Origin of the sequence: Pseudomonas sp. REB1044 (assembly GCF_038813925.1) — a bacterium.
GTDB classification, from domain to species: Bacteria; Pseudomonadota; Gammaproteobacteria; order Pseudomonadales; family Pseudomonadaceae; genus Aquipseudomonas; species Aquipseudomonas boreofloridensis.
In genome coordinates, this window is record NZ_CP046139.1 from 4,787,848 (window position 1) to 4,814,232 (window position 26,385).

20 protein-coding genes, 1 pseudogene and 1 riboswitch are annotated in these 26,385 nt (G+C 65.7%); of the genes and pseudogenes, 9 read left to right on the forward strand and 12 right to left on the reverse strand.

All coding sequences use genetic code 11. The annotated features are described in order from the left end of the window. Positions 1-49 precede the first annotated feature (49 nt). On the forward strand, positions 50-1,207 hold the full coding sequence (locus GKC70_RS21720; protein ID WP_342649893.1) for a murein transglycosylase A: 1,158 nt from the start codon (positions 50-52) through the stop codon (positions 1,205-1,207). 76 nt (positions 1,208-1,283) lie between these two features. Here GKC70_RS21720 and GKC70_RS21725 read toward each other — a convergent pair whose 3' ends face one another. After that, positions 1,284-1,670 (reverse strand): MAPEG family protein, encoded by a 387-nt coding sequence (locus GKC70_RS21725; RefSeq protein WP_342649894.1) that lies wholly within the window; start codon positions 1,668-1,670, stop codon positions 1,284-1,286. A gap of 262 nt (positions 1,671-1,932) precedes the next feature. On the opposite strand from GKC70_RS21725, the gene GKC70_RS21730 reads away from it, so the two are divergent. Next, positions 1,933-3,168 (forward strand): sodium:proton antiporter, encoded by a 1,236-nt coding sequence (locus GKC70_RS21730; protein ID WP_029614544.1) that lies wholly within the window; start codon positions 1,933-1,935, stop codon positions 3,166-3,168. 50 nt (positions 3,169-3,218) lie between these two features. Here GKC70_RS21730 and GKC70_RS21735 read toward each other — a convergent pair whose 3' ends face one another. After that, complete coding sequence (locus GKC70_RS21735) at positions 3,219-3,620, reverse strand: hotdog domain-containing protein (RefSeq protein ID WP_029614545.1); 402 nt, start codon at positions 3,618-3,620, stop codon at positions 3,219-3,221. A gap of 179 nt (positions 3,621-3,799) precedes the next feature. Beyond that, positions 3,800-3,895: riboswitch (S-adenosyl-L-homocysteine riboswitch) on the forward strand. A gap of 21 nt (positions 3,896-3,916) precedes the next feature. Here GKC70_RS21735 and ahcY point away from each other — a divergent pair. The 5 genes and pseudogenes from ahcY (at position 3,917) to GKC70_RS21760 (ending at position 10,455) form a co-directional block, all read left to right on the forward strand. Then, positions 3,917-5,326: an adenosylhomocysteinase gene (gene ahcY / locus GKC70_RS21740; protein WP_342649895.1), complete on the forward strand. Its 1,410-nt coding sequence runs from the start codon at positions 3,917-3,919 to the stop codon at positions 5,324-5,326. A 162-nt stretch (positions 5,327-5,488) separates the two neighbouring features. After that, positions 5,489-6,334, forward strand: a complete 846-nt coding sequence (gene metF, locus GKC70_RS21745; RefSeq protein WP_342649896.1) for a methylenetetrahydrofolate reductase [NAD(P)H] — start codon at positions 5,489-5,491, stop codon at positions 6,332-6,334. A 91-nt stretch (positions 6,335-6,425) separates the two neighbouring features. Further along, positions 6,426-7,501: pseudogene (locus GKC70_RS21750) on the forward strand (hypothetical protein). A gap of 47 nt (positions 7,502-7,548) precedes the next feature. Further along, entirely contained in the window at positions 7,549-8,337 is a 789-nt protein-coding gene (locus GKC70_RS21755) for a transporter substrate-binding domain-containing protein (protein ID WP_342649897.1), read from the forward strand. Between the two features lie 219 nt (positions 8,338-8,556). Further along, complete coding sequence (locus GKC70_RS21760; RefSeq protein WP_342649898.1) at positions 8,557-10,455, forward strand: DEAD/DEAH box helicase; 1,899 nt, start codon at positions 8,557-8,559, stop codon at positions 10,453-10,455. A gap of 54 nt (positions 10,456-10,509) precedes the next feature. On the opposite strand, the gene GKC70_RS21765 is transcribed toward GKC70_RS21760, so the two are convergent. The 3 genes from GKC70_RS21765 to GKC70_RS21775 all read right to left on the reverse strand — a co-directional run bounded on the left by GKC70_RS21765 (position 10,510) and on the right by GKC70_RS21775 (position 13,794). Continuing rightward, on the reverse strand, positions 10,510-11,088 hold the full coding sequence (locus tag GKC70_RS21765; RefSeq protein ID WP_342649899.1) for a YceI family protein: 579 nt from the start codon (positions 11,086-11,088) through the stop codon (positions 10,510-10,512). A 34-nt stretch (positions 11,089-11,122) separates the two neighbouring features. Beyond that, complete coding sequence (locus GKC70_RS21770; protein WP_342649900.1) at positions 11,123-11,674, reverse strand: cytochrome b; 552 nt, start codon at positions 11,672-11,674, stop codon at positions 11,123-11,125. Between the two features lie 203 nt (positions 11,675-11,877). Then, the gene (locus tag GKC70_RS21775) at positions 11,878-13,794 is read right to left on the reverse strand and encodes a flavin monoamine oxidase family protein (protein WP_342649901.1); all 1,917 of its coding nucleotides are present in this window, start codon (positions 13,792-13,794) and stop codon (positions 11,878-11,880) included. Between the two features lie 305 nt (positions 13,795-14,099). Between GKC70_RS21775 and GKC70_RS21780 the strand changes: the two genes are divergently transcribed. After that, a complete protein-coding gene (locus GKC70_RS21780; protein WP_342649902.1) occupies positions 14,100-15,506 on the forward strand; it encodes an adenosylmethionine--8-amino-7-oxononanoate transaminase in 1,407 nt (468 codons plus the stop codon). Between the two features lie 87 nt (positions 15,507-15,593). Continuing rightward, on the forward strand, positions 15,594-16,313 hold the full coding sequence (locus tag GKC70_RS21785) for a 16S rRNA (uracil(1498)-N(3))-methyltransferase (RefSeq protein ID WP_342649903.1): 720 nt from the start codon (positions 15,594-15,596) through the stop codon (positions 16,311-16,313). A 6-nt stretch (positions 16,314-16,319) separates the two neighbouring features. Here GKC70_RS21785 and GKC70_RS21790 read toward each other — a convergent pair whose 3' ends face one another. The 7 genes from GKC70_RS21790 to GKC70_RS21820 form a co-directional block, all read right to left on the reverse strand. Continuing rightward, the gene (locus GKC70_RS21790) at positions 16,320-16,937 is read right to left on the reverse strand and encodes a hemolysin III family protein (RefSeq protein ID WP_342649904.1); all 618 of its coding nucleotides are present in this window, start codon (positions 16,935-16,937) and stop codon (positions 16,320-16,322) included. Positions 16,938-17,033: 96 nt separating this feature from the next. Beyond that, positions 17,034-17,507 carry a chemotaxis protein CheW gene (locus GKC70_RS21795; RefSeq protein WP_039582751.1) on the reverse strand — a complete coding sequence of 158 codons (474 nt, stop codon included), beginning with the start codon at positions 17,505-17,507 and terminating at the stop codon, positions 17,034-17,036. Beyond that, positions 17,500-22,794 carry an Hpt domain-containing protein gene (locus GKC70_RS21800; RefSeq protein WP_342649905.1) on the reverse strand — a complete coding sequence of 1,765 codons (5,295 nt, stop codon included), beginning with the start codon at positions 22,792-22,794 and terminating at the stop codon, positions 17,500-17,502. The genes GKC70_RS21795 and GKC70_RS21800 overlap by 8 nt, the downstream gene beginning before the upstream one ends. Positions 22,795-22,804: 10 nt before the next feature. Then, on the reverse strand, positions 22,805-24,826 hold the full coding sequence (locus GKC70_RS21805) for a methyl-accepting chemotaxis protein (RefSeq protein WP_116890006.1): 2,022 nt from the start codon (positions 24,824-24,826) through the stop codon (positions 22,805-22,807). A gap of 64 nt (positions 24,827-24,890) precedes the next feature. Then, positions 24,891-25,445 carry a chemotaxis protein CheW gene (locus GKC70_RS21810; RefSeq protein WP_039582750.1) on the reverse strand — a complete coding sequence of 185 codons (555 nt, stop codon included), beginning with the start codon at positions 25,443-25,445 and terminating at the stop codon, positions 24,891-24,893. Further along, positions 25,442-25,807 carry a twitching motility response regulator PilH gene (pilH, locus tag GKC70_RS21815; protein WP_029614258.1) on the reverse strand — a complete coding sequence of 122 codons (366 nt, stop codon included), beginning with the start codon at positions 25,805-25,807 and terminating at the stop codon, positions 25,442-25,444. The genes GKC70_RS21810 and pilH overlap by 4 nt, the downstream gene beginning before the upstream one ends. A gap of 46 nt (positions 25,808-25,853) precedes the next feature. After that, entirely contained in the window at positions 25,854-26,255 is a 402-nt protein-coding gene (locus GKC70_RS21820) for a response regulator (RefSeq protein WP_029614259.1), read from the reverse strand. Positions 26,256-26,385 lie beyond the last annotated feature (130 nt).

Here is a 26,385-nt window from a genome sequence, read left to right on the forward strand (position 1 = left end):
CAAAAGACAAGGGCGAAAATTCATCTTCGCCCCACACAGGACCGCACTTATGAAAACTGTTCTGCGTCCACTCGCCTGGGTGCTTCCGGCCCTGGCCCTATTGGCCGGCTGCAACGGCGGCGACAGTGAAAAAGCCAAACCCGAGCCCCACGCCATCGCCACCTACAGCAGCGTCGAGTTCAAGGACCTGCCGGCCGTCAGCGACGCCGACCTGCTGGCCGGTTTCCAGGCCTGGCGCAATGGCTGCCAGAAACTCACCCGCGACCCCGTATGGGCCGCCACCTGCGACGCGGCCGCCTCAGTCCCGGCAGACCCGGCCCAGGTGCGCAGCTTCCTCCAGCAGAACCTGCAGGTCTATGGCCTGCGCTCGGCGCAGAACGATGCCAACGGCCTGATCACCGGTTACTACGAGCCGGTCTATCCAGGCAGCCTCACGCGCTCGGCCACGGCCAACGTGCCGGTCTATGGCCCGCCGGACGACATGATCGTCGTCGACCTGGCCAGCGTGTATCCGGAACTCAAGGGCAAGCGCCTGCGCGGCCGGGTCGAGGGACGCGTGCTCAAACCCTACGACACCGCCGAAGTGATCTATCGCGACGGCGCCAAGGCGCCGGTACTGGCCTGGCTGACCGACCCGATGGACCTGCAGTTCCTGCAGATCCAGGGCTCGGGCCGGGTACAACTGGAAGATGGCCGGCAACTGCGCCTGGGCTACGCCGATCAGAATGGCCATCCCTACCGGCCCATCGGGCGCTGGCTGGTGGAACAGGGGCAATTGAAGAAAGAAGACGTGACCATGGGCAGCATCCACGCCTGGGCCCAGGCCAATCCGCAACGCGTGCCGGAACTGCTGGCGAGCAACCCCAGCTATGTGTTCTTCGCCACCGGCCCCGACAGCAACGAAGGCCCACGCGGTTCGCTGAACGTCCCGCTCACGGCCGGTTACAGCGTGGCCATCGACCGCAAGGTGATTCCCCTGGGCAGTCTGCTGTGGCTCTCCACGACCCGCCCGGACGGCTCGCCCGTGGTACGCCCGGTGGGCGCCCAGGACACCGGTGGCGCGATTACCGGTGAAGTCCGCGCCGACCTGTTCTGGGGCACCGGCCCTGAAGCGGGCGAACTGGCGGGCAACATGAAGCAGCAGGGGCAGATCTGGATGCTCTGGCCCAAGGGCGCAGCATTGCCGGATGTGCCGAAGGTGCCCTGACTGAGGCGATCACCTCAGGGCCGCGATGGGCCGCTTGGCGGCCCTGACGCGCTCGCGCCGAAAGCCCGGAATAGGCTCAGACCGACACCACGAAGAACGACACGATCAACGCCAGCCCGGCGAACCACACCAGCGAGCGCAACGCCGCCCAATCGGCCAGGTAGCAGATGATGTAGAGCAACCGGCTGGTGATGTACATCACGGCCAGCACGTCCTGGGTCACCTGCTCGGCGTTGCCGACGACATCGGCCACCAGCACTGCCGCCGCGAAGGCGGGGAAGGCTTCGTAGCCGTTCTGCTGGGCGGCATGCGCCCTGCGCGGCAGCCCGGAGAGGGTATCGAGGAAGGCACGCGGGTCGCGGTTGTCGCTCATGCCGAAGCGGCCGCTGGCCACCTTGGCGATCAACGCGCACAGCGGCGGTAGGAACAGCGCGATAAGGATGCACCACAGGGCTACGGTCATGTTCAGGCTCCTCGGTTCGGGAAAGTCGCAGCGCGATCGCCCGCCTGGGCGCCGGACACCGCTTGCCAACTGGGATCACGCCGTCCGGGAAAGGTTCTGCGGCCAGGCATTGCTCATCCCTGCGAGGCGGACGAAGCGTTCCATCCAGGAACGAAGCTGAGAATTCTGGTCATAAGGTGTGTCCCGATACGCGCATCAGGTCATCAAAGAACTGCACGGACCCTTCGGGTACGATTTGGAAGCCACTGTCACAGGATTCAGGATGCTTGAATTAGTCGCCGCGTTCATCTGCCTCACCACCCTCCTCACTTACGTCAACTACCGGTTCATCGGCCTGCCGCCCGCCATCGGCGTGATGGTCACGGCTCTGCTGTTCTCGCTGATTCTGCAAGGCCTGAGCCTGATCGGCTTTCCGGGTCTGGAGGAGCGCGTCGAGAGCCTGATGAACCAGATCGACTTCAACGACCTGCTGATGCACTGGATGCTGTCGTTCCTGCTGTTCGCCGGCGCCCTCCACGTGAATCTGGGCGACCTGCGCAGCTACCGCTGGCCGATCGGCCTGCTGGCGACCATCGGCGTGCTGATCGCCACCTTCGTGATCGGCTACCTGGCGCACTGGGTGTTCGCGATGTTCGGCTGGGACGTCCCGCTGATCTATTGTCTGCTGTTCGGCGCGCTGATCTCGCCGACCGACCCCATCGCCGTGCTCGGCGCACTGCGCACGGCCAACGCATCCAAACCCCTGAAGACCACCATCGTCGGTGAATCGCTGTTCAACGACGGCACGGCGGTGGTGGTGTTCACCGTGCTGCTGGGCATCATCCAGCTGGGCGAGACCCCGAGCGTGGCCGACACCGCCTTGCTGTTCGCCCGCGAAGCCATTGGCGGCGTGGTGTTCGGTGGCCTCATCGGCTACGCCACCTACCGCATGATCAAGGGCATCGAGCAGTACCAGGTGGAGGTCATGCTGACCCTGGCGCTGGTGATCGGCGGCTCGGCCATGTGCTACGAGCTGCACGTGTCGGCACCGATCGCGATGGTGGTGGCCGGTCTGATCATCGGCAACCTGGGGCGCAACCTGGCGATGAACGACATGACCCGCCGCTACATGGACGGTTTCTGGGAACTGATCGACGACATGCTCAACGCCCTGCTGTTCGCCCTGATCGGCCTGGAGCTGCTGCTGCTGCCGTTCAACTGGATGCACCTGGCCGCCGGTGGCGTGCTGGCAGTGGCGGTGCTGGCTTCGCGCCTGCTGACCGTGGCGCCGGCCATCCTGCTGCTGCGCCGCTGGCGCGAAGTGCCGCGCGGCACCGTGCGCGTGCTCACCTGGGGCGGTCTGCGCGGCGGTGTCTCGGTGGCCCTGGCGCTCTCGCTGCCGATGGGCGACGAACGCGACCTGCTGCTGTCGATCACCTACATCGTGGTGCTGTCGTCGATCCTGGTGCAGGGCTTGACCGTCGGCAAAGTGGTCCGCCGGGTCAGCGCCCAGCCCTGACCACGGCTCAGCGCGCTTCGCCGGCCACCCCGCGAAGCGCGCACTGCGCGTTATTGTTCGTCCGCGTCCGGGAATTGGTCGCCGATGTACTTGATGCGGGTCTGCCCATGGGGCGCCGGCAGGCCATCTTCGCCCAGGTTGACGAAGACCATGCGGTCCACGGTGAGGATGCTCTTGCGGGTGATCTTGTTGCGCACTTCGCACTTGAGGGTGATGGAGGTGCGGCCGAACTCGGTGGCGGTGATGCCCAGCTCGATGATCTCGCCCTGGCGCGAGGCGCTGACGAAGTTAATCTCGGAGATGTACTTGGTCACCACGCGCTGGTTGCCCAGTTGCACGATGGCGTAGATCGCGGCTTCCTCGTCGATCCAGCGCAGCAGGCTGCCACCGAACAGGGTGCCGTTGGGGTTGAGGTCTTCGGGCTTCACCCACTTGCGCGTGTGGAAATTCATGGCGACTCCTCGGATGCCTGACTGACGGACGACCATGATGGCAGAGCGGCCCACCGGCCTCCACCGGGCATCGACTATCGTCTCGATTAATCGACGGAAAGTCTTGGGTGTGTCACATCGGCGCGGCTATAATCTGCCCGTTTCCAAATGGCCACCCGCTGCGGTGGTCATCCCGCCACCCGTCCGAGGGGCGCTGCAGCAGGTCTTCCTGTCAGGCTCGGACGGGGCGTTGTCCGCTCCAGCGGACGCTCAACGCACAACGGCGCCCATTCGCACACTACGAATGGAGGCTCTTCATGAGCGCTGTAAACACGCCTGCTGGTTTTTCCGATTTCAAGGTCGCCGACATTTCCCTGGCCGACTGGGGCCGCAAGGAAGTCATCATCGCCGAGTCGGAAATGCCGGCGCTGATGGGCCTGCGCCGCAAGTATCAGGCTGAGCAACCGCTCAAGGGCGCACGCATCCTCGGCTGCATCCACATGACCATCCAGACCGCCGTGCTCATCGAGACCCTGGTCGCGCTGGGCGCCGAAGTGCGCTGGTCGTCCTGCAACATCTTCTCCACCCAGGACCAGGCCGCTGCCGCCATCGCCGCTGCGGGCATCCCGGTGTTCGCCTGGAAAGGCGAGACCGAGCAGGAATACGAGTGGTGCATCGAGCAGACCATCCTCAAGGACGGTCAGCCATGGGACGCCAACATGGTGCTGGACGACGGCGGTGACCTGACCGAAATCCTGCACAAGAAATACCCGGCCATGCTGGCCAAGATCCACGGCGTCACCGAAGAGACCACCACCGGCGTGCACCGCCTGCTGGACATGCTGGCCAAGGGCGAGCTGAAAGTCCCGGCGATCAACGTCAACGACTCGGTCACCAAGAGCAAGAACGACAACAAGTACGGCTGCCGTCACAGCCTGAACGACGCCATCAAGCGCGGCACCGACCACCTGCTGTCGGGCAAGCAGGCCCTGGTGATCGGCTACGGTGACGTGGGCAAGGGCTCGGCCCAGTCGCTGCGTCAGGAAGGCATGATCGTCAAGGTCACCGAAGTCGACCCGATCTGCGCGATGCAGGCGTGCATGGACGGCTTCGAAGTGGTCTCGCCATTCAAGGATGGTGTCAACACTGGCACCGAAGCCGGTATCAACAAAGACCTGCTGGGCCGCATCGACCTGATCGTCACCACCACCGGTAACGTCAACGTGTGCGACGCCAACATGCTCAAGGCCCTGAAGAAGCGCGCCGTGGTCTGCAACATCGGTCACTTCGACAACGAGATCGACACCGCCTTCATGCGCAAGAACTGGGCATGGGAAGAGGTCAAGCCTCAGGTGCACAAGATCCACCGCACCGGCGCCGGCACCTTCGATCCGCAGAACGACGACTACCTGATCCTGCTGGCCGAAGGCCGTCTGGTGAACCTGGGCAACGCCACCGGCCACCCGAGCCGGATCATGGACGGCTCGTTCGCCAACCAGGTGCTGGCGCAGATCTTCCTGTTCGAGCAGAAGTTCGCCGACCTGAGCGCCGAGAAGAAGGCCCAGCGCCTGACCGTCGAAGTGCTGCCCAAGAAGCTCGACGAAGAAGTGGCCCTGGAAATGGTCCGCGGCTTCGGCGGCGTGGTCACCCAACTGACGCCGCAGCAGGCCGAGTACATCGGCGTGACCGTCGAAGGTCCGTTCAAGCCGGACGCTTACCGCTACTAAGCGGCAAGCTTTGAGCTTCAAGCGGCAAGCAAGGGCGGCGCGCGTGGTTGCCGCGTGAAGCTGCTGTGCTTGGATCTTGATCATGCTACGCCAGGTCGGCCATCACCGAACTGGCGTCTACTTGCAGCTTGAAGCTCGACGCTTGAAGCTGAGGAACCAGAGATGTCACAAGAACGCCGTTACAGCTTCGAGTTCTTCCCGACCAAGACCGACGCCGGCCATGAAAAGCTCATGGCCGTCGCCCGTCAATTGGCGACCTACAACCCCGACTTCTTTTCCTGCACCTACGGCGCCGGCGGCTCGACCCGCGACCGCACGCTCAACACCGTGCTGCAACTGGAAAGCGAAGTGAAGATTCCCGCCGCCCCGCACCTGTCGTGCGTCGGCGACACCAAGGCCGAGCTGCGCGCCCTGATTGCCGAGTACAAGGCGGCCGGGATCAAGCGCATCGTCGCCCTGCGCGGCGACCTGCCGTCCGGCATGGGCATGGCCAGCGGCGAACTGCGCCACGCCAGCGACTTGGTCGAGTTCATCCGTCAAGAGATCGGTGATCACTTCCACCTGGAAGTGGCTGCCTACCCCGAGATGCACCCGCAGGCGCGCAACTTCGAGGACGATCTGGCCAACTTCGTGCGCAAGGTCAAGGCCGGCGCCGACAGCGCCATCACCCAGTACTTCTTCAACGCCGACAGCTATTTCTATTTCGTCGAGCGCGCCCAGAAGTTGGGGGTGGACATCCCGATCGTGCCGGGCATCATGCCGATCACCAACTACAGCAAGCTGGCGCGTTTTTCCGACGCCTGCGGCGCCGAGATCCCGCGCTGGATTCGCAAGCAGTTGGAAGCCTATGCCGACGACAGCGCCAGCATCCAGGCCTTCGGCGAAGAGGTGATCACCGCCCTGTGCGACGAGTTGCTGCAAGGCGGCGCACCGGGGCTGCACTTCTATACCCTGAACCAGGCCGAGCCAAGCCTGGCGGTGTGGCAAAACCTCAAACTGCCGCGCTGAAATCCTAAGATAACGCCATCTTAAGAAAAGCTTAGAGCTCCCAACTTACAATGGGAGCTCTTTTCAACTCAGGGCCTGGCAGGTCTGCTCGATGTCACTTTCTAACTACGAAATCCCTCAACTGATCTATCTCGCCTTCGGGCCAACCACCTACCACCAGGAAGCCTGCTTCAGTATCGTCAGCGCCTTGGCCCATCTGCGCAACACTCCTGGCCAGGCACTGCAAATCCAGGTATTCACGGATGATCCTGCCCCTACGCACTGCTTCCGGTCACCGTGCACCTGCTCGACGAACAGACCCGCCACCTCTGGAACCAGCCCCATGGCTACCATTTCCGTAGCAAACACGTGGCGCTTCGCCAAGTGTTGGACCACTACAAGAAAGCGGTTTTGATCGATACGGATACTTTTTTCCGAACCTCCCCAGCCGCGCTGATGCATCGGGTCGAGACAGGTACTTTGCTCTGCAACGCTTTCGGTGGCCGCTACGACCACAACACGCACTGCCCGCTGTATACCAAGCTTCACGGCCTGCTTCAGCAACGAGGCTTGGCCGATGACGGGATGCCACTGGTCAACTCCGGGGTAATCGGGCTGACAGCCCAGGACTCGGCCATTCTCGACCGCTCCATTGCCTTGATGGATGAATGCTACCCGCTGGCCCGCGAAGCTTATTCGCTCGAGGAGTTCTGCTTGGCAGTGGTCGCTGCCTCCACACTGAAGCTCAGCGAATGCACCGATGTCATCCATCATTACTGGAGCCACAAAAAGCAATTCCGCGCCAAGATCCAGGCCTGGCTGCACAAACACGGCGCCGACCCACTGAGCCATGCCGCATTGGCCGATATTCAGAACGTCAGCGACCAACTCCCACGCCCACCATTGCTGCACCGCCTTAGCTACAAGGTCATGAGCTTGACCTTGCCTAGCCAACAACGCCAATTCGCGCGTGAACTGCTGTATGGCAGCTACCCCTATGCCAACGAGTTTGATCGCGCCTGTGCGACGGCGTGGTGGGACAAGGCGCGGGAGAATATGGATCAGCGACATGGCCACCTCGGTCCTGAGCAGTTGCGTCGGTGCCTGCGCCGGCCCGGCTTGCGCTTGACGCTGGGCTCACGTCGTAAAGAAGTCGAACAGCATTTGCTGGCCACCCACAAAGACTGAAGCGGTCCCTACTGGCCAGGCCAGTAGGGACCGCGTACTCTCGCCTGATGTCCGCCTTCAACCGTCTGGTCTGCTTACTGCTGCTCGCCTGCCTGAGCCCGTTGGCCCAGGCCGAACGGTTGCGCCTGGTCAGCGACGACTGGGCGCCGTACATCTATCGGCAGTACGGGCGACCCGCCGGGATCGATCACGAAGTGGTCAGCGAAGTGTTCAAACGCCTGGGTATCGAAGTCGATTGGCAATTCCTGCCCTGGAAGCGCTGCCTGGCGATGGTCGAGCAGGGCTTGGCCGACGGCATCATGGACACCTTTCACGTCGGCGAGCGCGAATCCTATCTGATCTACCCGTCAGAGCCGCTGTCGACGGTCGAGTTCGTGCTCTACCAAGCCAACGCCCGGCCGCATCCCGTACAGCGCCTGGACGACCTGGCAGGCCTCAGGATCGGCACCTCACCTGGCTACACCTATGGCAATGCGCTCGATGACAGCACGCGGCTGCACCGCGAAGACGCCCCCACCCATGAAGCCAACTTCGGCAAACTGATGCTCGGGCGTATCGATCTGCTCATTACCGATCGTCGTGCCGGCCGCTATCTGCGTCAGCAATTGGGCCTGCAGGACAGTGTCCGGGAGCTGCCGCTGGTGATCGAACGCCAGCCGCAATTCCTCGGATTGGCACGCAAACCGGGCCGCGAAGCGTTGGCCAAGGCCTTCAGCGAAGAGCTGCAGCGGTTCAAGCAGGAACCGGCGTATGCCGCCCTCGCCGCCCGCTACACCCAGGCCGCCGAGGATTTTCTCGACACCGTTGAGCAGCACGATCGCAGCACGCCGCGCTAGCTCTGTTATACTCGGGCCTTCCCGCCCGGCTCACGCCCGGACGCTCGGCCTCGCAACAGGCATCTCGACCAGCAGCGACGCACCTCAGGTGCCCGCCCGCCGCCTCCCGGATGCGCAGTGTAAGCCCAGCTGGACCGGACGCGATCGCATCTCACCGATGCCCGTCGCGCCAGGCAGAACATCCCACAGGGCCCAGCCCACACGAGAACAGGATTGCCCATGTCCTTTGCTTCCCTCGGTCTCTCCGAGGCACTTGTCCGCGCTATCGAGGCTGCGGGCTACACCCAGCCCACCCCGGTGCAACAGCGGGCCATTCCCGCCGTGTTGCAAGGTCGCGACCTGATGGTCGCCGCGCAGACAGGTACTGGTAAAACCGGTGGCTTCGCCCTGCCGATCCTCGAGCGTCTGTTCCCGGATGGCCATCCCGACAAATCCCAGCGTCACGGCCCACGCCAACCGCGCGTGCTGGTCCTGACCCCGACCCGCGAACTGGCGGCGCAAGTCCACGACAGTTTCAAGCTCTACGCTCGCGACCTGCATTTCGTCAGCGCCTGCATCTTTGGCGGCGTCGGTATGAACCCGCAAGTCCAGGCCATGGCCAAGGGCGTCGATGTCCTGGTCGCCTGCCCGGGCCGCCTGCTCGACCTGGCCGGCCAAGGCAGCGTCGACCTGTCGAAGGTCGAAATCCTGGTGCTCGATGAAGCTGACCGCATGCTCGACATGGGCTTCATCCACGACGTCAAGAAGGTGCTGGCCCGCCTGCCGGCCAAGCGCCAGAACCTGCTGTTCTCGGCCACCTTCTCCAAAGACATCACCGACCTGGCCGACAAGCTGCTGCACAACCCCGAGCGCATCGAGGTCACGCCGCCGAACACCACCGTCGAGCGCATTGAGCAACGCGTCTATCGCCTGGCCGCCAGCCACAAGCGCGCGCTGCTGGCGCACTTGATCACCCTCGGTGCCTGGGAACAGGTGCTGGTGTTCACCCGTACCAAGCACGGCGCCAACCGTCTGGCCGAGTACCTGGAAAAGCACGGCCTGACCGCCGCCGCGATCCACGGCAACAAGAGTCAGAACGCCCGCACCAAGGCCCTGGCCGACTTCAAGGCCAATACCGTACGTGTACTGGTCGCCACCGACATCGCCGCCCGCGGCCTGGACATCGATCAGTTGCCGCACGTGGTCAACTTCGAGCTGCCCAACGTCGAGGAAGACTACGTCCACCGTATTGGCCGTACCGGCCGCGCCGGTCGCTCCGGTGAAGCGATCTCGCTGGTCGCGCCGGACGAGGAAAAGCTGCTCAAGAGCATCGAGCGCGTCACTCGGCAGAAGATCGCCGATGGCGACCTGATGGGCTTCGATGCCTCGCAAGTCGAAGCCGAGAAGCCCGAGGTGCGCGAGCGCCAGCCGAACGCCGGGCGCGGCGGTCGCAATCAGCCGCGTGGCGAAGGCAGCAAGGACAGCAGCGGCGGCCGCAAGGACAAAGGCAAGGATAAAGGTCGGGCCAAGTCCCAGGCCGCCGAGAAGCCTGCCGACAAAGACGCCTCTGCCGACAAGTCGCAGGCCAGGAAGCAGGAGCCGCGCAAGCCGCGCGACAATCGCAAGCCTCGTCAACAGCAGGCCGGCCAGGGCCAGACCAGCGCGCCCAAGGCGCCTGCCGACCGCGACCCGGAGGAGTTCCTGGACGATGACGTAGACAACTTTGGTAACCGCGCCGACTACGTCAGCCCGTACCAGAACGGCAAGGGCCAGGGCCGCAATCGCCGTCCCGGCGGCGGTGGACAGGCGCAAGGCCAAGGCCAGCAGCGGGCAGGCTCCGGTCAGCCGCGCAGCAACAACGGCGGCGGTGCTCAGCGCCAAGGCGGTCAGGGCGCAGGCGACAAGCGTCCTCGCAACAACAACGGTGGCGCGCGTCGTGACGGTAATCCGGGACGTGGTCGTCGTGAAGACAGCGCACGCCAGGAACCGGCCGTGCGTAACCCGCGCGAATCGCAGTCGGCGCCCGTGATCATCCGCAAGGAATCCAAGCTCGACCGTTACCCGACGCCTGAGCAATTGGAAGACATGCCGAGCCGCCCACGGGGCGAGCGTCCGGCACTGCTGACCCGCAAGGGCTGACAGTAAAAAAGAGGGGCCGCTTTTGCGGCCCCTCTTTCGTTCGGCGGGAGAAACTTACTTCTGCTTCACACCTTCCAGCGTGATGTCCAGATCCAGCGTCTGGGACGTCGGGCCTGGGCCTTTGATGCCGAAGTCGTTCAGGTTCAGCGTGGTCTTGGCGTTGAAGCCCGCACGCTCGCCGCCCCACGGATCCTTGCCTTCGCCATTGAAGACGGCCTTGAAGGTGACCGGCTTGGTCACGCCGTGCAAGGTCAGATCACCGGTCACATCGGCAGTCTTGTCACCGGTCGGTTTCACCGCGGTGGAGACGAACTTGGCGTCCGGGTACTTCGCCACATCGAGGAAGTCGGCGCTGGCAATGTGCTTGTCACGCTCGGCGTGGTTGGACCACAGGCTGGCGGTCTTCACATCGACGCTGATCTTGCTGGCCTCAGGCTTGGCGCTGTCCCAACTGAAGGCACCGTCGAAGTCCTTGAACGTGCCGTGGATGAAGCTGTAGCCCAGGTGGCTGATCTTCCAGTCGACGAAGGCGTGCTGGCCTTCCTTGTCGATCTTGTACTCGGCGGCCATGACCTGGCCGGCAGAGAGCAGAGCGGTACCGAGCGCCAGGGCGGCAAAAGTCTTCTTCAACATCCTTACTTCCTTCCTTTGCAATTGAGGTTGAGGGTCAAGCCTTGCGGCCCAGCATGCGAATGAGGGTCGCGTCACGGTCGATGAAATGGTGCTTCAGGGCGGCCAGGCCATGCAGACCGGCGAAAATCACCAGCCCCCAGGCCAGGTACAGATGAATCACGCCAGCGGTGTCTGCCTGATCGGGCAGATTACTGACCAGCGCCGGCACGTCGAACAGACCGAAGACCGGGATGCCGACACCGTCGGCGGTGGAAATCAGGTAGCCGGCGGTCATCACCGCGAACAGCCCCAGATACAGCGCCAGATGCCCGAACTTGGCCGCCACACGGGTGAATGGCCCGTGGTTGGCCGGTGCCGGTGGCGGCGGATTGAGCAGACGCCAGAGCACGCGCAGCACCATCACCGCCAGCAGCACCAGACCGATGCTCTTGTGCAGGTCAGGCGCGGCCTTGCGCCATGGATCATAGTAGTCGAGCCCGACCATCCACAGCCCCAGGCCGAACAGACCGAAGACGGCAAGCGCCACACCCCAGTGAAGAATGATGCTGACGGCGCCGTAGCGCGAAGCAGAATTGCGCAATTGCATGGTGGCGGAATCCCCGTGAGAGCTGTGCACACGATAACGCACTAAGTATCGAAATAAAGAAGAAAAAACCGCTTCATATTATCGATAGAGTCGATTGATTATTCTGTAATCAGCCTATTAAGGAAACATTAACGCGAACGATTCAGTTCACCCCCGAAGCCCCGACGAGCGTGTCTCGTCGGAGCCCCTGGACGACGTTGGCGTCAGTTGGCTTGGGTAGCGGTGTCAGCAGCCGGCTGCTTCTTCACCGGCTCGGTTTTGCTCGGCGCCTTCTTCTTCGCCGCCTCGGCCTTGCTGGGTTGCTTGGCGGCAGGCTTGTGGGCCGGCGCGTGCTTCACGGCGGCCTTGGCCGGTGCCGGCTTGGCGGCAGCGGGTTTGCTGGTTGCCTTTACCGGCTCCGGCTTCACCGCAGGCGCGGCAGCCGCAGCGGCTGGGGCAACGGGTTCGGCAGCCGGTGCTGGAGGAGGCATCACAGCTGGCTCTGCGGCCTTGACGGCCGGTTGCGGCTGCGCGGCAGGCGCCTCGTCAGCACCGAACAGGCGCGAGAAGAAGCCCGGCTTTTCCTTGGCCGGCGCAGCCTCTGGCGCAGGCTTGGCGCTCGGTTCAGGCTTGGCAGCCGGCTTGTCGCCACCGCCGAACAGCCCCGAGAAGAAGCCCGGTTTTTCCTTCGTAGCCACAGCGCCAGCGGCCGCTGCTCCGGCTGCAGCCGCGACCGGCGCGGCCTTGGCTACCGGGTCGAAGGACTTGCCCGCCGCCAGGTCCTCGACCTGACCTGCCGCACGCTGGCCGCTGCGCAGCGCGCCTTCCAACGTGCCCGGATACAGCGCGTCGGTGTGCTCACCGGCAAAGGTGACCCGCTGCATTGGACGTTCCCACAGACGCCAGTACTTGCTGATCTGCCCCGGGCCGTAGGCCAGGTAGGCGCCACCGGTGCCTGGGTCGGCGCTGTAGCGCTTGACCTCATAGCCGGTGAACGCGCCACGGGCCTGCGGATAGAAGGCGTGCAGGCGGATCAGCACCTGATCGACCATCTGCTTGTCGCCGAAGGCCTGCAGCAGGCGGGCGTTATCGCCGGACAGATTGATCACCAAGTTCGCGCCGCCCTTGAGCGCCGGCTCGACCCACAGCATGCCGAGACCGGCGTTGCTGAAGATCTCGCCCGACATCCGCGCGCGGCTTTCCCACACCGGATTCTTGAACTTGAGCAGCAACTGGTCGCGCCAGCCATAGTTGGTGCCCTTGAGGGCAGCCATGTGCTGGGCATCCAGGCCTGGGGTCATCTGGATCTTCGCCAGCGCCCGCAGCGGCACGGCCAGCACTAGGTAGTCGGCCTGATAGCCGACGGCACCGACCTTCACCGTCACGCCGTCTTTGTCCTGGACGATGGCAGTGACCGGCGAATGGGTCTTGAGGGTCTTGAGCTGCTTGACGAAGGCCTGGGCCAGCACCGGGCTGCCGCCGGGCAAGCGCGCCGCACGCAGGTCACGATCGCCGACACCCCGGTACACCCGCGCCTGCTGGGCGAAGTACAGCAGCGACAGGCGCGAAGGCTCGTCGTAACGGGTGCGGATTTCCTGATTGATCAACTGACGCGCAGTGGCGGGCAGTTGCAGCTTGTCGAGCCAGGCCGACACGTTGATCTGGTCGAGGGCGAACAGCGTGCTGCTGGCCGCAGGATTGAGCGGGTCGTCGATGGAGCGGGCGAGGTCGTCGAGGGTCTTCTCGTAGCGCTTGATCGCGTCGGCCGTGGCAGGCTGCTTGATGGCCAGGTCGGCAGCGCTGAAATACTCGCCGTCGATCAGGTAGCCGGGGGTACGCACGAACTCCGGCGCCGGCAGCGTATCGAGCTTGAAGCGTTGCAGGTACTGATTGAGCACCGGCTGCGCCTTGTCGTTGCCGATCCACTCACCGGTCGCCAGCCCCGAGCGCCCGCCCATGCTGTCCTTGGCCTCGAGCAACGTCACCTGCCAGCCCTTGGCCTGCAGCTCGTAGGCGGCCGTCAAGCCCGCCATGCCGCCACCGACCACGATGGCCGAGGGCGTTTTGTCCTTCGCCAGCGCAGTCGCGCTGGATGCACCTATCAACACCAATGCGCACAGGCGCACCCAAGCAGCAGCCATGTCGGCGAACTCCGGATCAGAAGCGAAATGTAAGTAGGGAGGGATTCCCCGGGAGGCGCGTGAAGAATACGTCAGGAGCCCTCGGCGCCGCCAGCGCGGCGCTATGACGTGAGCCAGACCAGGGCGCCAGGCAAGCCAAGGTTGTCGCCACAGGTGCCTTTGCTTAGGCTTACGCCGTCCCAGGGTCTGTCTGGAAAGCATCTGTAGCGGGGAGCGCACGCGCATGCGAGCCCCGTTTCAACGCCGTATGGGCGAGTCGATGCCGTTCAGACAGAGCCTAAATGCCCCCGCCAGGAGATTTGCCCATGGGCCTGAATCAACAGTGGATGCAGCGCGACCTCAAGGTCCTGTGGCACCCCTGCACCCAGATGAAAGACCACGAGCACCTGCCGCTGATACCGATTCGTCGCGGCGAAGGCGTGTGGCTGGAGGACTTCGAAGGCAAGCGCTACCTGGATGCGGTCAGCTCCTGGTGGGTCAACGTGTTCGGTCACGCCAATCCGCGCATCAACCAGCGCATCAAGGATCAGGTCGACCAGCTCGAACACGTGATCCTCGCAGGCTTCAGCCACCAGCCAGTGATCGAGTTGTCCGAACGCCTGGTGGCCATGACCCCAGCCGGCCTGGACCGGGTGTTCTACGCCGACAACGGCTCGTCGTGCATCGAAGTGGCGCTGAAGATGAGCTTCCACTACTGGCAGAATAAGGGCCAGCCGGAAAAGAAGCGCTTCGTCACCCTGACCAACAGCTACCACGGCGAGACCATCGCCGCGATGTCGGTGGGCGATGTGCCGCTGTTCACCGAAACCTACAAAGCGCTGCTGCTCGACACCCTCAAGGTGCCCAGCCCGGACTGCTACCTGCGCCCGGAAGGCATGGGCTGGGAGGAGCACTCGCGCAACCTGTTCGCGGTGATGGAGCAGACCCTGGCCGAGCACCATGCCAGCGTCGCCGCGGTGATCGTCGAGCCGCTGATCCAGGGCGCCGGCGGCATGCGCATGTACCATCCGGTGTACTTGAAGCTGCTGCGCGAGGCCTGCGACCGCTACGGCGTGCACCTGATCCACGACGAAATCGCCGTGGGCTTCGGCCGCACCGGCACGATGTTCGCCTGCGAGCAGGCCGACATCCGCCCGGACTTCCTCTGCCTGTCCAAGGCCCTGACCGGCGGCTACCTGCCGCTGGCCGCGTGCCTGACCACCGATGACGTGTACCAGGCGTTCTACGACGACTACCCGACCCTGCGCGCCTTCCTCCACTCGCACAGCTACACCGGCAACCCGCTGGCCTGCGCGGCGGCCTTGGCCACGCTGGACATCTTCGAACAGGACCAGGTGATCGAGGCCAACAAAGCGCTTTCGGCGCGCATGGCCAGCGCCACCGCGCACCTGGTCGATCACCCGCACGTGGCCGAGGTCCGTCAGACCGGCATGGCCCTGGCCATCGAGATGGTCAAGGACAAGGCCGGCAAGCTCGCCTACTCCTGGCAGGAGCGTCGCGGGCTGAAGGTGTTCGAGCACGCCCTGAGCCGGGGCGCCCTGCTGCGCCCGCTGGGCAGTGTGGTGTACTTCCTGCCGCCGTACGTGATCACCCCGGAGCAGATCGACTTCCTCGCCGAGGTGGCCAGCGAAGGCATCGATATCGCTACCCGTGATCGGGTTAGCGTGGCCGTGCCCGCTGATTTTCACCCGGACTTCCGCGATCCGGGCTAACCCCTCGAGCCCACCGCCAGACCCTGTCGGCACGGCAGTTCGCCGCGCCGACAGAGGATGATGCCCACGACCCTTTCGAGCCAAACCATGAGACTGTCCCGCTTCTTCATCGACGCCCCCCTGAGCCTCGGCGAGCACGAACTCCCCGAAGCCCAGGCCCATTACATCGGTCGCGTGCTGCGCATGAACGCGGGTGACGCCGTGCAGTTGTTCGACGGCAGCGGCCAGGAGTACCTCGGCCAGTTGCTCGAAGTGGGCAAGAAATCCGTGCGGGTCGGCCTCGACCAGGCCCTGTCCGGGCAGCCGGACTCACCGCTGCACATCCACCTGGGTCAAGGCCTGTCGCGCGGCGAGCGCATGGACTGGGCGATCCAGAAGGCTACCGAGCTGGGCGTCAACGCCATCACCCCGATCGTCAGCGAGCGCTGCGAAGTGCGCTTGAAGGATGAGCGCGCCGACAAGCGCCTGGCCCACTGGCGGCAGGTGGCGATCAGCGCCTGCGAGCAATGTGGCCGCTCCAGCCTGCCGACGATCCATGCACCGGTGACCCTGGCCGAGTGGTTGAAAGCGACCGACGCCGACCTGAAGCTGGTGCTGCACCCGGTGGCCGAGCCGCTGATCAGCCACGCCAAACCCGCGCGCCTGGCCTTTTTGATCGGCCCCGAGGGCGGCCTGAGCGAGGTGGAAGTGGAGCAGGCCAACGCCGCCGGCTTCCAGGCTGCCCGCCTCGGCCCGCGCGTGCTGCGCACCGAAACTGCGCCGGTGGTGGCGCTGTCGGTGGCACAACAGCTGTGGGGCGACTTCTAAAGCCGCTCAGGCCACGTAGAGCGACACCGCGACGAAGTGCATCAGGCTGCCGGCGATGACGAACAGGTGCCAGATGCCGTGCCAGTGACGGAAGCGGCTGTCGAAGGCGAAGAAAATGATGCCGACGGTGTACAACACGCCGCCGGCCGCCAGCCAGGCGAAGCCAGCGGTGCCCAACTGACGCAGCAAGGGATCGACCGCCACCAGCACGATCCAGCCCATGACCGCATAGATGATGATCGACAGGATGCGCGCCTCGGAGCGCGGCTTGATCTCCTGCAGCATGCCGATCAGCGCCAGCCCCCAGACCACACCGAACAAGCTCCAGCCCCACGGCCCGCGCAGGCTGACCAGGCAGAACGGCGTGTAGCTGCCGGCAATCAGCAAATAGATCGACAGGTGATCGAGCTTGCGCATGATCACCTTCGTCCGCCCACGGGTGCTGTGGTAGAGCGTGGAGATGCTGTAGAGCAGCAGCAGGGTGAAACCGTAGATCGAAAAGCTGACGATCTTCCACGGGTCGCCCTGCAACCCCGCGATGACCACCAGCCAAATGGCACCGACCGCCGCCAGCAAGGCGCCAAACAGGTGAGTCCAAGCATTGAAACGTTCACCGTAATACATGCAGACAGAGACCTTATGAAAAAGACGGGGTTCCGGCCTGAAGACCATGCCGCCAGATCACGGGCAACCCGCGACCAGACCGGTAAAACGACAACTCTACCCCGCCCCAGGTTGCAGATCGGCGTCACGCACCAGGCGCTCCAGCGCCGCGAGGTCGGGAACGTGGGCCACTTGCTCGCCCACCTGCACGGCCGCCAGCTCGAACGGCCCCAGGGGCACGTCCACATAGTTGAGCTGGCTGTCGAGCTTGCACGAGCGAGGAATGCCCTGCAGCAGCAGCGCCAGGTAGCGCAGGCCGGTATCGCCCAGGGCGTTGAGCACCACGATGCGCGCCCGCTCGCCGCACGGGGTCTGCCCGCCGCAGGCGGCCTCGAAGCCGATCAGCGGCAGGCGCTGCTGGCGCCAGTCGAGCCAGCCCATGTGCCAGTTCAACGCGAAGCGCTCGCACACCCAGGCACGCTCGCCGATCAGTTCGGCCACGGCGACGTTGGGCAGCACCAGGGTGCGGTCGCCCAAAGGCAGCAACAGCCCGGTCAGGCTGCTGCGCTGGCCGGCGATATGTTCAAGCATGGGGCTGGCTCCAGTGGGCGATGCTTTGCAGCAGGAGCGACTCCTGATACGGCTTGCCGAGGTACTCGTTGACGCCAATGGCCATGGCCCGCTCACGGTGCTTCTGGCCGGTGCGCGAGGTGATCATGATGATCGGCAGCGCGCTCAGACGGCTGTCGCGGCGGATCCGCGTGGCCACCTCGAAACCGTCCATGCGCGGCATCTCGATGTCCAGCAACAGCACGTCCGGACGGTGCTGCTCCAGCAGCGCCATGGCATCGACGCCGTCCTTGGCGGTCAGCACGCTCATGCCGTGCCGCTCGAGCAGGCGGCTGGTGACCTTGCGCACGGTCACCGAGTCGTCCACCACCATCACCAGCAACTGACGTCGCGGCGCCGGGCCCAGCAGCGGGCGTCGTCCGCCCTCGCCCAACGGCAGCCGCGCCAGGCGCCGTTGCTGGCCGCGCAGTTGCCCGAGCACGTCGAGAATCAGCACCACCCGGCCATCGCCCAGCAAGGTCGCGCCCGACAACCCCGGCACCGCAGCGAACTGCGGCCCCAGGCTCTTGACCACGATCTCGCGGCTGGGTGACAGGCCATCGGCCTGGATCGCGAACGACTGCTCCTGGGCATGCACCAGCAGCACCGGCAACGGCACGCGCTGCCCCAACAGTCGCGGACGCGCGACCGCCTGGAGCAGCTCACCGAGATAGCGCAGGGCATAGTCCTGGCCACCGTAGCGGTAGCGCGGCGGGTCCTGCTGGTAACAGGCTTCGAGCTCGGCGGGCGGCACCCGGACGATGCCTTCGATGGTGTTGAGCGGGATCGCGTACTGCTCCTCGCCCAGGTGCACCATCAGCGCCCGATTCAGCGACACCGTGAACGGCAGGCGGATCTGGAAGCGCGCGCCCTTGCCGGCACTGGACTCGATGCTCATCGAGCCGCCGAGCTGCTTGACCTCTTCATGCACCACGTCCATGCCCAGGCCGCGACCGGAAATCTGGGTGATCTTCTCTGCGGTGGAAAAACCAGGGCGCAGGATGAACTGCAAAATCTCGTGATCGCTCAACTGCGCCTGCGGCGCCAGCAGGCCGCGCTTGATGGCCTTGTCGCGCACCGCCTCCAGCGGCACACCGGCGCCATCGTCGCTCATCTCGATGACGATGTCGGCGCCTTCGTGGAGCAGGTCCAGGTGAATGGTGCCCTGCTCGGGCTTGCCGGCCGCCAGGCGCACCTCGCGCGGCTCCAGGCCATGGTCCACGGCGTTGCGCAGCATGTGCTCCAGCGGCGCAACCATACGTTCGAGCACGCTGCGATCGAGCTCGCCCTCGGCATTGCCGACCACCAGTTCCACCTGCTTGCCCAGCTCGCTGGCCACTTGTCGCACCACGCGCTGCAAGCGCGGCACCAGACGCTCGAAGGGCACCATCAGGGTGGCGGTCAGGCCCTCCTGCAACTGGCTGTTGATCCGCGCCTGCTGCTGCAACAGGCCCTGCGCTTCCTGGGTCTTGAGCGCCAGGGTTTCCTTCAGGTCGAGCAGGTCGGAGGCCGATTCGAACAGGGCCTGGGACAACTGCTGCAACTGCGAGTGACGGTCCATCTCCAGCGGGTCGAAGTCATCGTAGACATCGCCCTCGGCCTGCCAGCGACCGGCCATGCGCCCCTGGGTCTCGGTGTCCAGGCGCAGCAGTTGGTCGCGCATGCGCTCCAACGTGGTTTCCATTTCGCTCAAGGCGAACTGCGCATCGTTGACCTGCTGCTCGATACGCCCGCGAATGATCGCGTGCTCGCTGGCCAGGTTGCCGAGGTCGTCGAGCAGTTCGGCATCGACCTTGACCAGGTCTGCAGGCGTGCGCTCCGGTGCCAGTGCCGGCGCCTCGGCAGGTTCGGCCTGAACCGTCGCCTGGCCCGCTGCGCTGTCGGTGAGGGCAGCGCTGGAGAAGTTGCGGATGTAGTCGATCAGCGCGGTCGCCGCATGCAGCGGTTGGCCCAGGCGCACGGCATCGATCATTTGCGCCACACGGTCGTGGCAGTTCTGCAACAGGCTGAATAAGGCCGGGGTCGGCGGTAGGCGACCGGCGGCAAGCAGTTCGTAGAGAAACTCGAGCTCGTGGGCCAGATCGCCGATGGCGGCGATCTGCACCATGCGCGCGCCGCCCTTGAGGGTGTGCAGGTCGCGCAGCAGGTTCTCCGCTTCGGCGCGATTGCGCGGGTCGGCCTGCCAACGGGCCAACGCGGCGGCGGCGCTCTCGACGATGTCGGAGCTTTCCTCGAGGAAAACCTCCAGCAGTTCCTTGTCGGCCGGTGCCTGTTCGTCATCGACCGGCGCGTCCAGGGGCAACTGCGACGGTGGGGCATGGCGAAACTCGCGCAGTTCTCCCAGCAGGGCTACCGCCGAGGCGGGCAGTTGGCCCTGGCGCAGGTCGTCGAGCATCTGCGCCAACGCCGCATGGCTGCGTTGCAGCAACTCGGCCAGCGTGCTGTCGGCGCGCAGGCGGCGGTCGACCAGGCCCTCGTAGACCCGTGCCAGCTCCTGGGCCAGCACTTCGACCGGGCCGATCGCCGCCAGTTGCGCGCCGCCGCGCAGGGTCTGCACGTCCTGCTGCAGGGCCGACAGCGCCGAGACGCCCTCCGGCGCCTGCTGCCAGCGCTGCAGGGCCTGCTGGGCGCTATCGAGGAGGTCGCTGGCTTCGTCGAGGAACAGTTGCACCACCGCCGGTTCCGGCAGGTCCACGGCCGCCGCCAGCGGCGTTACGCCGTCGGCACGGACCACACCGCTGGCGGCCGGGTCGAGCGCACCGTCGAGCAGCGCGCGCAAGGCGTGCTGGCAGTCGTCGGCTGGCGTGATGTCCTGCCCGGCAGCGATCTCGTCGAACATGTCGAGCAGCCGTTCGTGGGCCTGGCGCGCCTGGACGAAAAAGCGCGCATCGGCCACCAGACGCCCCTCCTCCACGGCCCCGTAGACGTCGAGCAAGGCTTCGCAGAGCGCGTCCACCTGCCAGAAATCGGCCAGGTGGGCGGCGTGGCCCAGGGTGGTCAATTCGTCCAGCAAGGTCTCCAGCGCCTGGCCCTCGCGAGGGTGCTCCTGCCAGCGCGACAGCAGCGATTCGGCATCGAGCAGGCTGTCCATGCCTTGGGCCAGGAAGCTGGCGATGATCTGCGGGTCGCGGCGCACGCGGCGCGCGTGCGCCGGCTCGTGCTGCAATGCAGCCTGGCGCGCATCCACCGCCTCGCCGACCTGTTCGATCAGGGCGGCGGCGCCGGGGATGGCCGCCAGTGGCGCACTGTCGAGCTGCGCCAGGCCCTGCCGGAACAGCGTGCCAGCCGCAGTCAGCGCGTCCAGATCGCTTACCTGCACCGGCAATTGATGCACTTTGTACTCGCGCGCCAGACGGTCGAAGGCAGTGGCCAACTCGGCGATGGGCATCACCCCGGCCATGGCCGCGCTGCCTTTGAGCGTGTGCAGGGCACGTTGCAGGGCGTCGGTGACCGCTGCCTCCTGACCCTGGGCAGCAAGCAGAAACGCGTCGAGGCTGGCCAGGTGGCCCTGGGCTTCGTTGCGGAAGATCTCCAGCAACTGCGGGTCGAGCCCTTCGACGGTGCTGGGCGGCGGCTTGTCACGCACCGCCAGGGCATGCAAGTGATCGCCCAGCCGCTCAAGCTCCGCCAGGCGTGGCGGCTGACCGACGGCGAAATCGGCGAGCAGGTCGGGTAGATGCACGAAGGCTTGCTGCAAGGCCACCAGGCCCTCGCCGCCCAGCGCGACGCGCCCTTCGAGGGCGCGATTGAGCAAATGTTCGGCCGCCCAGGCCAGTTCGGCCACGGCCCGCGCCTCGACCATCCGCCCGCTGCCCTTGAGCGTGTGCAGGGCGCGGCGCAGGGCGATCAACGCCTCGCGCGGGTGATCGTCGGCGCGCCAGCGCAACCACTGGCGCTCGATTTCCGGCAGCAGCTCGCCGGCTTCTTCGAGGAACACCTCGCGCAGGGTCTCGTCAACGCCGTCCTGTGCGGCGGGCAGTCCAGCCGCCTCGGTCTCGCCGCTGCCGCGCAGCCCCAGCGAGGCCAGGCGGGTGCCGGCCAGGTCAAGAAAATGCCCGGCATCGGCCAGCGGGTCCGCCACTTGCCATTGCAGGTAACACTCCAGCGCACTCAGGGCCTCGGCCAGCGGTGTGAGCTGCGCCTCGGGCGGCACCTGTTCCAGCGGCAGCAGCGCGTCCTGCACATGGGCCGCGCACAGGCCGAACAACTCGGACGCGTTCGCCAACATGAGCATGGCCAGCGCGCCGCGTACTTGCTGCAACAGGCCCGGCAACGGCAACAGGCGCTGACGCGACCAGTCGCACTCCAGGCAGTCGCTCAGCAGGTCCTTGGCCTGTTGCAGCACCGACAGCGATTCTTCGAACACCCGCTGGCGGATTTCGCCCAGCTCGGCGCCGGGCATGCCGCCCTCCAGCCCTTCGGCCAGGCCGCCAACCATACCGTTGAGCGTCGCCTCGACGTACAGCAGGGCGCCGGCCACGTCCATCAGCAGCGCATCGCTGACCGCCTTCTCACCCTCGACCAGCGCCTGCAACGCCAGCACCTGGTCGATGATCACCCGCCGTGGCTGCTGGAAGCCAAGCACCGCCAGGGTGTCGGCCACGTGCCGCAGCGGCGCCAGCAAGCGTTGCAGCGGCTCGCGCGGGGCTTGGCCACCGGCCATGAACGGGTCGAGGCGCTCCTTGATGCGCACCAGGTCGTCGCACAGGGCGGTGATCACCGAGCGCAGGGCATCGCGCCCCTGACCGGCCTGCAACTGGTCGCGCCAACTGCCCAGCGACAGGTCGAGATTGGCCAGATCACTGGCCCCGGCCAGGCGCTGCGCGGCCTCGCCCATCAGGCTGTCCTGAGCCAGTGCCTCGGCGCCGCGGCACAGGCGCAACTGGTTGAGCAGCGGCAGCACCACCAGCGGCAGGTCGTGGCGCGCGCCGCGCAGGCGCTCGAGATAGGACGGCAGTTGCTCCAGGCCACGGAACAGCGCGCCGAGGCAGTCGCCACGCGGGCTGACCTGGCCGTCGAGCAGCGCCCGCCCGAGCTGTTCGAGCTCTTCGGCCAGGCGCGCGGCCCCCTTGAGTTCGAGCAGCGCCAGGCAGCCATGGACCTGGTGCAGGTTGTCCACCATCGGCGCCAGGTGGGCAGGCTCGCCCGGTTCGCTGGCGAAGCGTTCGAGGGCCTGGCGGGCCTGTGCCAGGCATCCGGCGATGGCCGGCTTGCTCCAGCTCAGGGCGACGGTGTCGTGGCGTGCGGGGTTCATGGGGGTGATGGCCATCGACGGCGCCTCAGCTCGGCTCGGCCGGCGGCGGCAGGGTGAACCCCGAGACCGAGCGACGCATCTCACTGGCCATCTTCGCCAGGTGGCGGATGCTGTCGGCGGTGGCGCCGGAGCCGTGGGAAGTCTGTGCGGTGATCTGCTGGATCACCGCCATGGTGTGGGAAATCTGTCCGGCCGACGAGGTCTGCAACTGCGCCGCATCGGAAATGCTGTGGATCAGGTCGGCCAGGGTCTGCGACACGCCTTCGATCTCGGCCAGGGCCACGCCGGCGTCCTGGGCCAGGCGCGCGCCGCGCACCACTTCGGCGGTGGTCTGCTCCATGGAGATCACCGCTTCGTTGGTGTCGGCCTGGATGGTGCGCACCAACGCCTCGATCTGCCGGGTGGCCGACGACGAGCGCTCGGCCAGGCGCTGGACTTCATCGGCGACCACCGCGAAACCGCGACCGGCCTCGCCCGCCAGCGACGCCTGGATCGCCGCGTTGAGCGCCAGGATGTTGGTCTGCTCGGCAATGTCGTCGATTAGGCTGACGATATCGCCGATCTCCTGGGACGACTCGCCCAGGCGCTTGATGCGCTTGGCGGTGTCCTGGATCTGCTCGCGGATGTTGTCCATGCCGTCGATGGTGTTGTGCACCACTTCGTTGCCTTTGTTGGCGATGGCCACCGAGCGCTCGGCCACCTTGGCCGACTCGTAGGCGTGGGCCGACACGCGGTCGATGGACTCGACCATGTCGCCCACCGCCAGCGACGCCTCGCTGATCTGATCGGCTTGGTGCTCCGAGGCCTTGGCCAACTGGCGCGCGGTGTTCTGGGTATCCTGGACGGCGGCGGCGACCTGCTCGGCACTGTGGTTGATGGTCGCCACCAGGTCGCGCAACTGGTCCACCGAATAGTTGATGGAATCGGCGATGGCCCCGGTGAAGTCTTCGGTGACCGAGACATTCACGGTCAGGTCGCCGTCGGCCAGTTCTTCGATCTCGTCGAGCAGGCGCATGATCGCCTGCTGGTTGCGTTCGTTCTTCTGCGCCGTGTCGCGCAACTGGCGATTGGTGGCGCGCACCATCACCAGGCCGATGAGGATGATCGAGGTCAGCGCCAGCAGGCCCAGCACGTAGCCGCCCACGGTATCCAGGGTGCGTCCGGCCAGGTTCTCGAAGCCGGTGGCCAGGTGCGAGGCCTCGTCGAGCAAGGTCTGCGACAGGCTGAAGATGTTGCTCGCCGCTTCGCGCACGCGCTGCAGCTCTGGGGAGGTTTCGAGAATTTCGTCCACCGAACCGGAGACGAACTGGAACAGCTCGGCGATTTCGGCCAGGCGCGCACGGGCGTCGGGGTCTTCGACGCGGGTCACCTGGATCGCAGCATTGCCGTCGAGCATGCCCTGCAGCACCTGGCCGAAGCGGCTGGCATCGCGGCCGAAGGTGTCGGCGGCCTGCACCGCCGCCTCGTCGCCGCCAAGCACGGTGTTGACCGAGCCGAGAATCCGCTCGGCCAGCAGCAACTGGCGCTGGGCCACGGCCACCTGACTGGCCGGTGCGCCGCTTTGCAGCAGGATTTCCACCACTTTCTCGTACTCGACCTGCAACTGCGGCACGGTCTCGGCCAGGGTCGCCGCCACTTGATGCAACGACAGCACGGTCTGTTCGCTGGCCAGGATGGTGTCGGTGTTGCGGCGCAGGTTTTCCCAGTCCTGGCGCACCGCGTCCATCTCGTCGCGCACAGTGGCCGGTGCCGGTGGCAGCCCGGTGGTCTTGTCGCCCTCGCGCAGGTACTTCCAGCGCCGCTCGAAGTCGTTGCGTGCATCGGACAGCAGACGGAACGCCAAGGCCTTGCCCGCCGCCGCTTCGGTGGCGTTCTTGGCGATGCGCTGGGACAGCACGCGCAGCTCGCCGGCATGACCGATGTACTGCTTGTCGTGGCTGGACTGGGTGTTGAGGTAGGCGAAGTTGGCGAACAGCAGCACGATCGACAGGATCAGCACCACGAACAGCACGGTGATCTGCGCGGTGCTGCGTGGACGCTGGGCCACCGCTTCCGGAACGACGGTCGGGGTGGGCTTGCTGGGGATCGAAGGGTTCACTGTCGCAGGGGCCTCACAACGCCACATCGAGAAAGCCTGGCGCCTGGGCCAGGGCGAAAGGGCTGAAGATCGCCCAGTTGTGCTCGCGGGGGAAATGCCCCTGTACGAACGGCGCCGCCGCGCGAATCAGCGGCTGCGGCGGCGACAGCGCAAGGCTGTCGAGGGCGAAATGCTGCAGGCCGACCACTTCGTCGACCAGCAGACCGACGAACAGGTCGTCGTGGTCCAGCACCAGCACCCGCCGCTGCTTGCCCGCCGCTGCCGGGCCGAGGCCAAGAAAGGCCGACAGGTCCATCACCGGCAGCAATCTGCCGCGCAGGTTGGCCACCCCACGCACCCAGGGCTGCACACCCGGCACGCGGCTGCTGCGCGGCTCGCGCAGCACTTCGGCGATTTCCCCCATGGGCGCGACGAACCACTGCCCGGCGATGCGAAAACCGATGCCGCTCCAGTGCTGCAGGCGCGTGTCCTGCGGCGGCTGGTCGGCCACCAGCAGGCGGCAGCGGCGGTCAATGTCCAGCAGCAGCTCGAACGCGGTCAGCGACGCGCCCTGGGGGCGGGTGGTCAAGTGCCCAGCACTTCGGCCAGCTTGGCGATCAGCGCGTGTTCTTCCACGGGTTTGGTGAGGAAGTCGCGCGCGCCTTGGCGCGTGGCCCAGATGCGGTCGGTGTCCTGGTCCTTGGTGGTGACCATGATCACCGGAATGGCGCAGGTCTCGGGGTCTTTGCTCAACTGCCGAGTGGCCTGGAAGCCGTTCATGCCCGGCATGACGATGTCCATGAGCACCGCGTCGGGTTTTTCCTGGCGCGCCAGGGCCACGCCGTCTGCACCGGTTTCGGCCTTGAGCACTTCGTAGCCGTGCTGTTGCAGCCACCCGGTGAGTTTTTGCATCTCTGTCTGCGAGTCGTCGACGATCAGAACTCGGGCCATGCGGTTTCCCCATCAGGAACATGAAGACCGCGCCGGCGCGGCGCGGTCAGGGTGCGTGGTGTGCATGTTCGGCGAATCCGGGCACATGCACGCGGATCGCTTCGAGCAATTCTTCCTTGGTGAACGGCTTGGTCAGGAACTGGTCGGAGCCGACCACCCGCCCGCGGGCCTTGTCGAACAGGCCATCGCGCGAGGACAGCAGCACCACCGGGGTGTCCTTGAACAGCGCGTTGTGCTTGATGATCGCGCAGGTCTGGTAGCCGTCCAGGCGCGGCATCAGCACATCGACGAAAATGATCCGCGGCGCATGATCGACGATCTTGGCCAGGGCATCGAAACCGTCGCTGGCGGTGATCACCTCGCAACCCACCTCCCCTAGCAGCGTCTGGGCGGTCCGGCGGATGGTGCGCGAGTCGTCGATCACCATCACCTTCAGAGGTTGTTCCATAGACGTCTACCCATGCGCAGGTGAGTGCAGGCGCGCAAGCCACAGGAGAAGCGCAGACCGAGCCGATCCGCGTCCATTCGCCGCTTGCCGCTACACGCTCGAAGCTGCTTTTTTAACACAGTCCGCAGGG

Coding starts and splice junctions, on each gene's coding strand:
- GKC70_RS21795 (WP_039582751.1), bottom strand. CDS start 17,507: ATGCTTGAACATATCGCCGGCCAGCGCAGCAGCCTGACCGGGCTGTTG.
- GKC70_RS21725 (WP_342649894.1), bottom strand. CDS start 1,670: ATGACCGTAGCCCTGTGGTGCATCCTTATCGCGCTGTTCCTACCGCCG.
- GKC70_RS21735 (WP_029614545.1), bottom strand. CDS start 3,620: ATGAATTTCCACACGCGCAAGTGGGTGAAGCCCGAAGACCTCAACCCC.
- GKC70_RS21730 (WP_029614544.1), top strand. CDS start 1,933: ATGCTTGAATTAGTCGCCGCGTTCATCTGCCTCACCACCCTCCTCACT.
- GKC70_RS21765 (WP_342649899.1), bottom strand. CDS start 11,088: ATGTTGAAGAAGACTTTTGCCGCCCTGGCGCTCGGTACCGCTCTGCTC.
- GKC70_RS21720 (WP_342649893.1), top strand. CDS start 50: ATGAAAACTGTTCTGCGTCCACTCGCCTGGGTGCTTCCGGCCCTGGCC.
- GKC70_RS21775 (WP_342649901.1), bottom strand. CDS start 13,794: ATGGCTGCTGCTTGGGTGCGCCTGTGCGCATTGGTGTTGATAGGTGCA.
- GKC70_RS21770 (WP_342649900.1), bottom strand. CDS start 11,674: ATGCAATTGCGCAATTCTGCTTCGCGCTACGGCGCCGTCAGCATCATT.
- metF (WP_342649896.1), top strand. CDS start 5,489: ATGTCACAAGAACGCCGTTACAGCTTCGAGTTCTTCCCGACCAAGACC.
- pilH (WP_029614258.1), bottom strand. CDS start 25,807: ATGGCCCGAGTTCTGATCGTCGACGACTCGCAGACAGAGATGCAAAAA.
- GKC70_RS21780 (WP_342649902.1), top strand. CDS start 14,100: ATGGGCCTGAATCAACAGTGGATGCAGCGCGACCTCAAGGTCCTGTGG.
- GKC70_RS21790 (WP_342649904.1), bottom strand. CDS start 16,937: ATGTATTACGGTGAACGTTTCAATGCTTGGACTCACCTGTTTGGCGCC.
- GKC70_RS21820 (WP_029614259.1), bottom strand. CDS start 26,255: ATGGAACAACCTCTGAAGGTGATGGTGATCGACGACTCGCGCACCATC.
- GKC70_RS21760 (WP_342649898.1), top strand. CDS start 8,557: ATGTCCTTTGCTTCCCTCGGTCTCTCCGAGGCACTTGTCCGCGCTATC.
- GKC70_RS21755 (WP_342649897.1), top strand. CDS start 7,549: ATGTCCGCCTTCAACCGTCTGGTCTGCTTACTGCTGCTCGCCTGCCTG.
- GKC70_RS21800 (WP_342649905.1), bottom strand. CDS start 22,794: ATGGCCATCACCCCCATGAACCCCGCACGCCACGACACCGTCGCCCTG.
- ahcY (WP_342649895.1), top strand. CDS start 3,917: ATGAGCGCTGTAAACACGCCTGCTGGTTTTTCCGATTTCAAGGTCGCC.
- GKC70_RS21785 (WP_342649903.1), top strand. CDS start 15,594: ATGAGACTGTCCCGCTTCTTCATCGACGCCCCCCTGAGCCTCGGCGAG.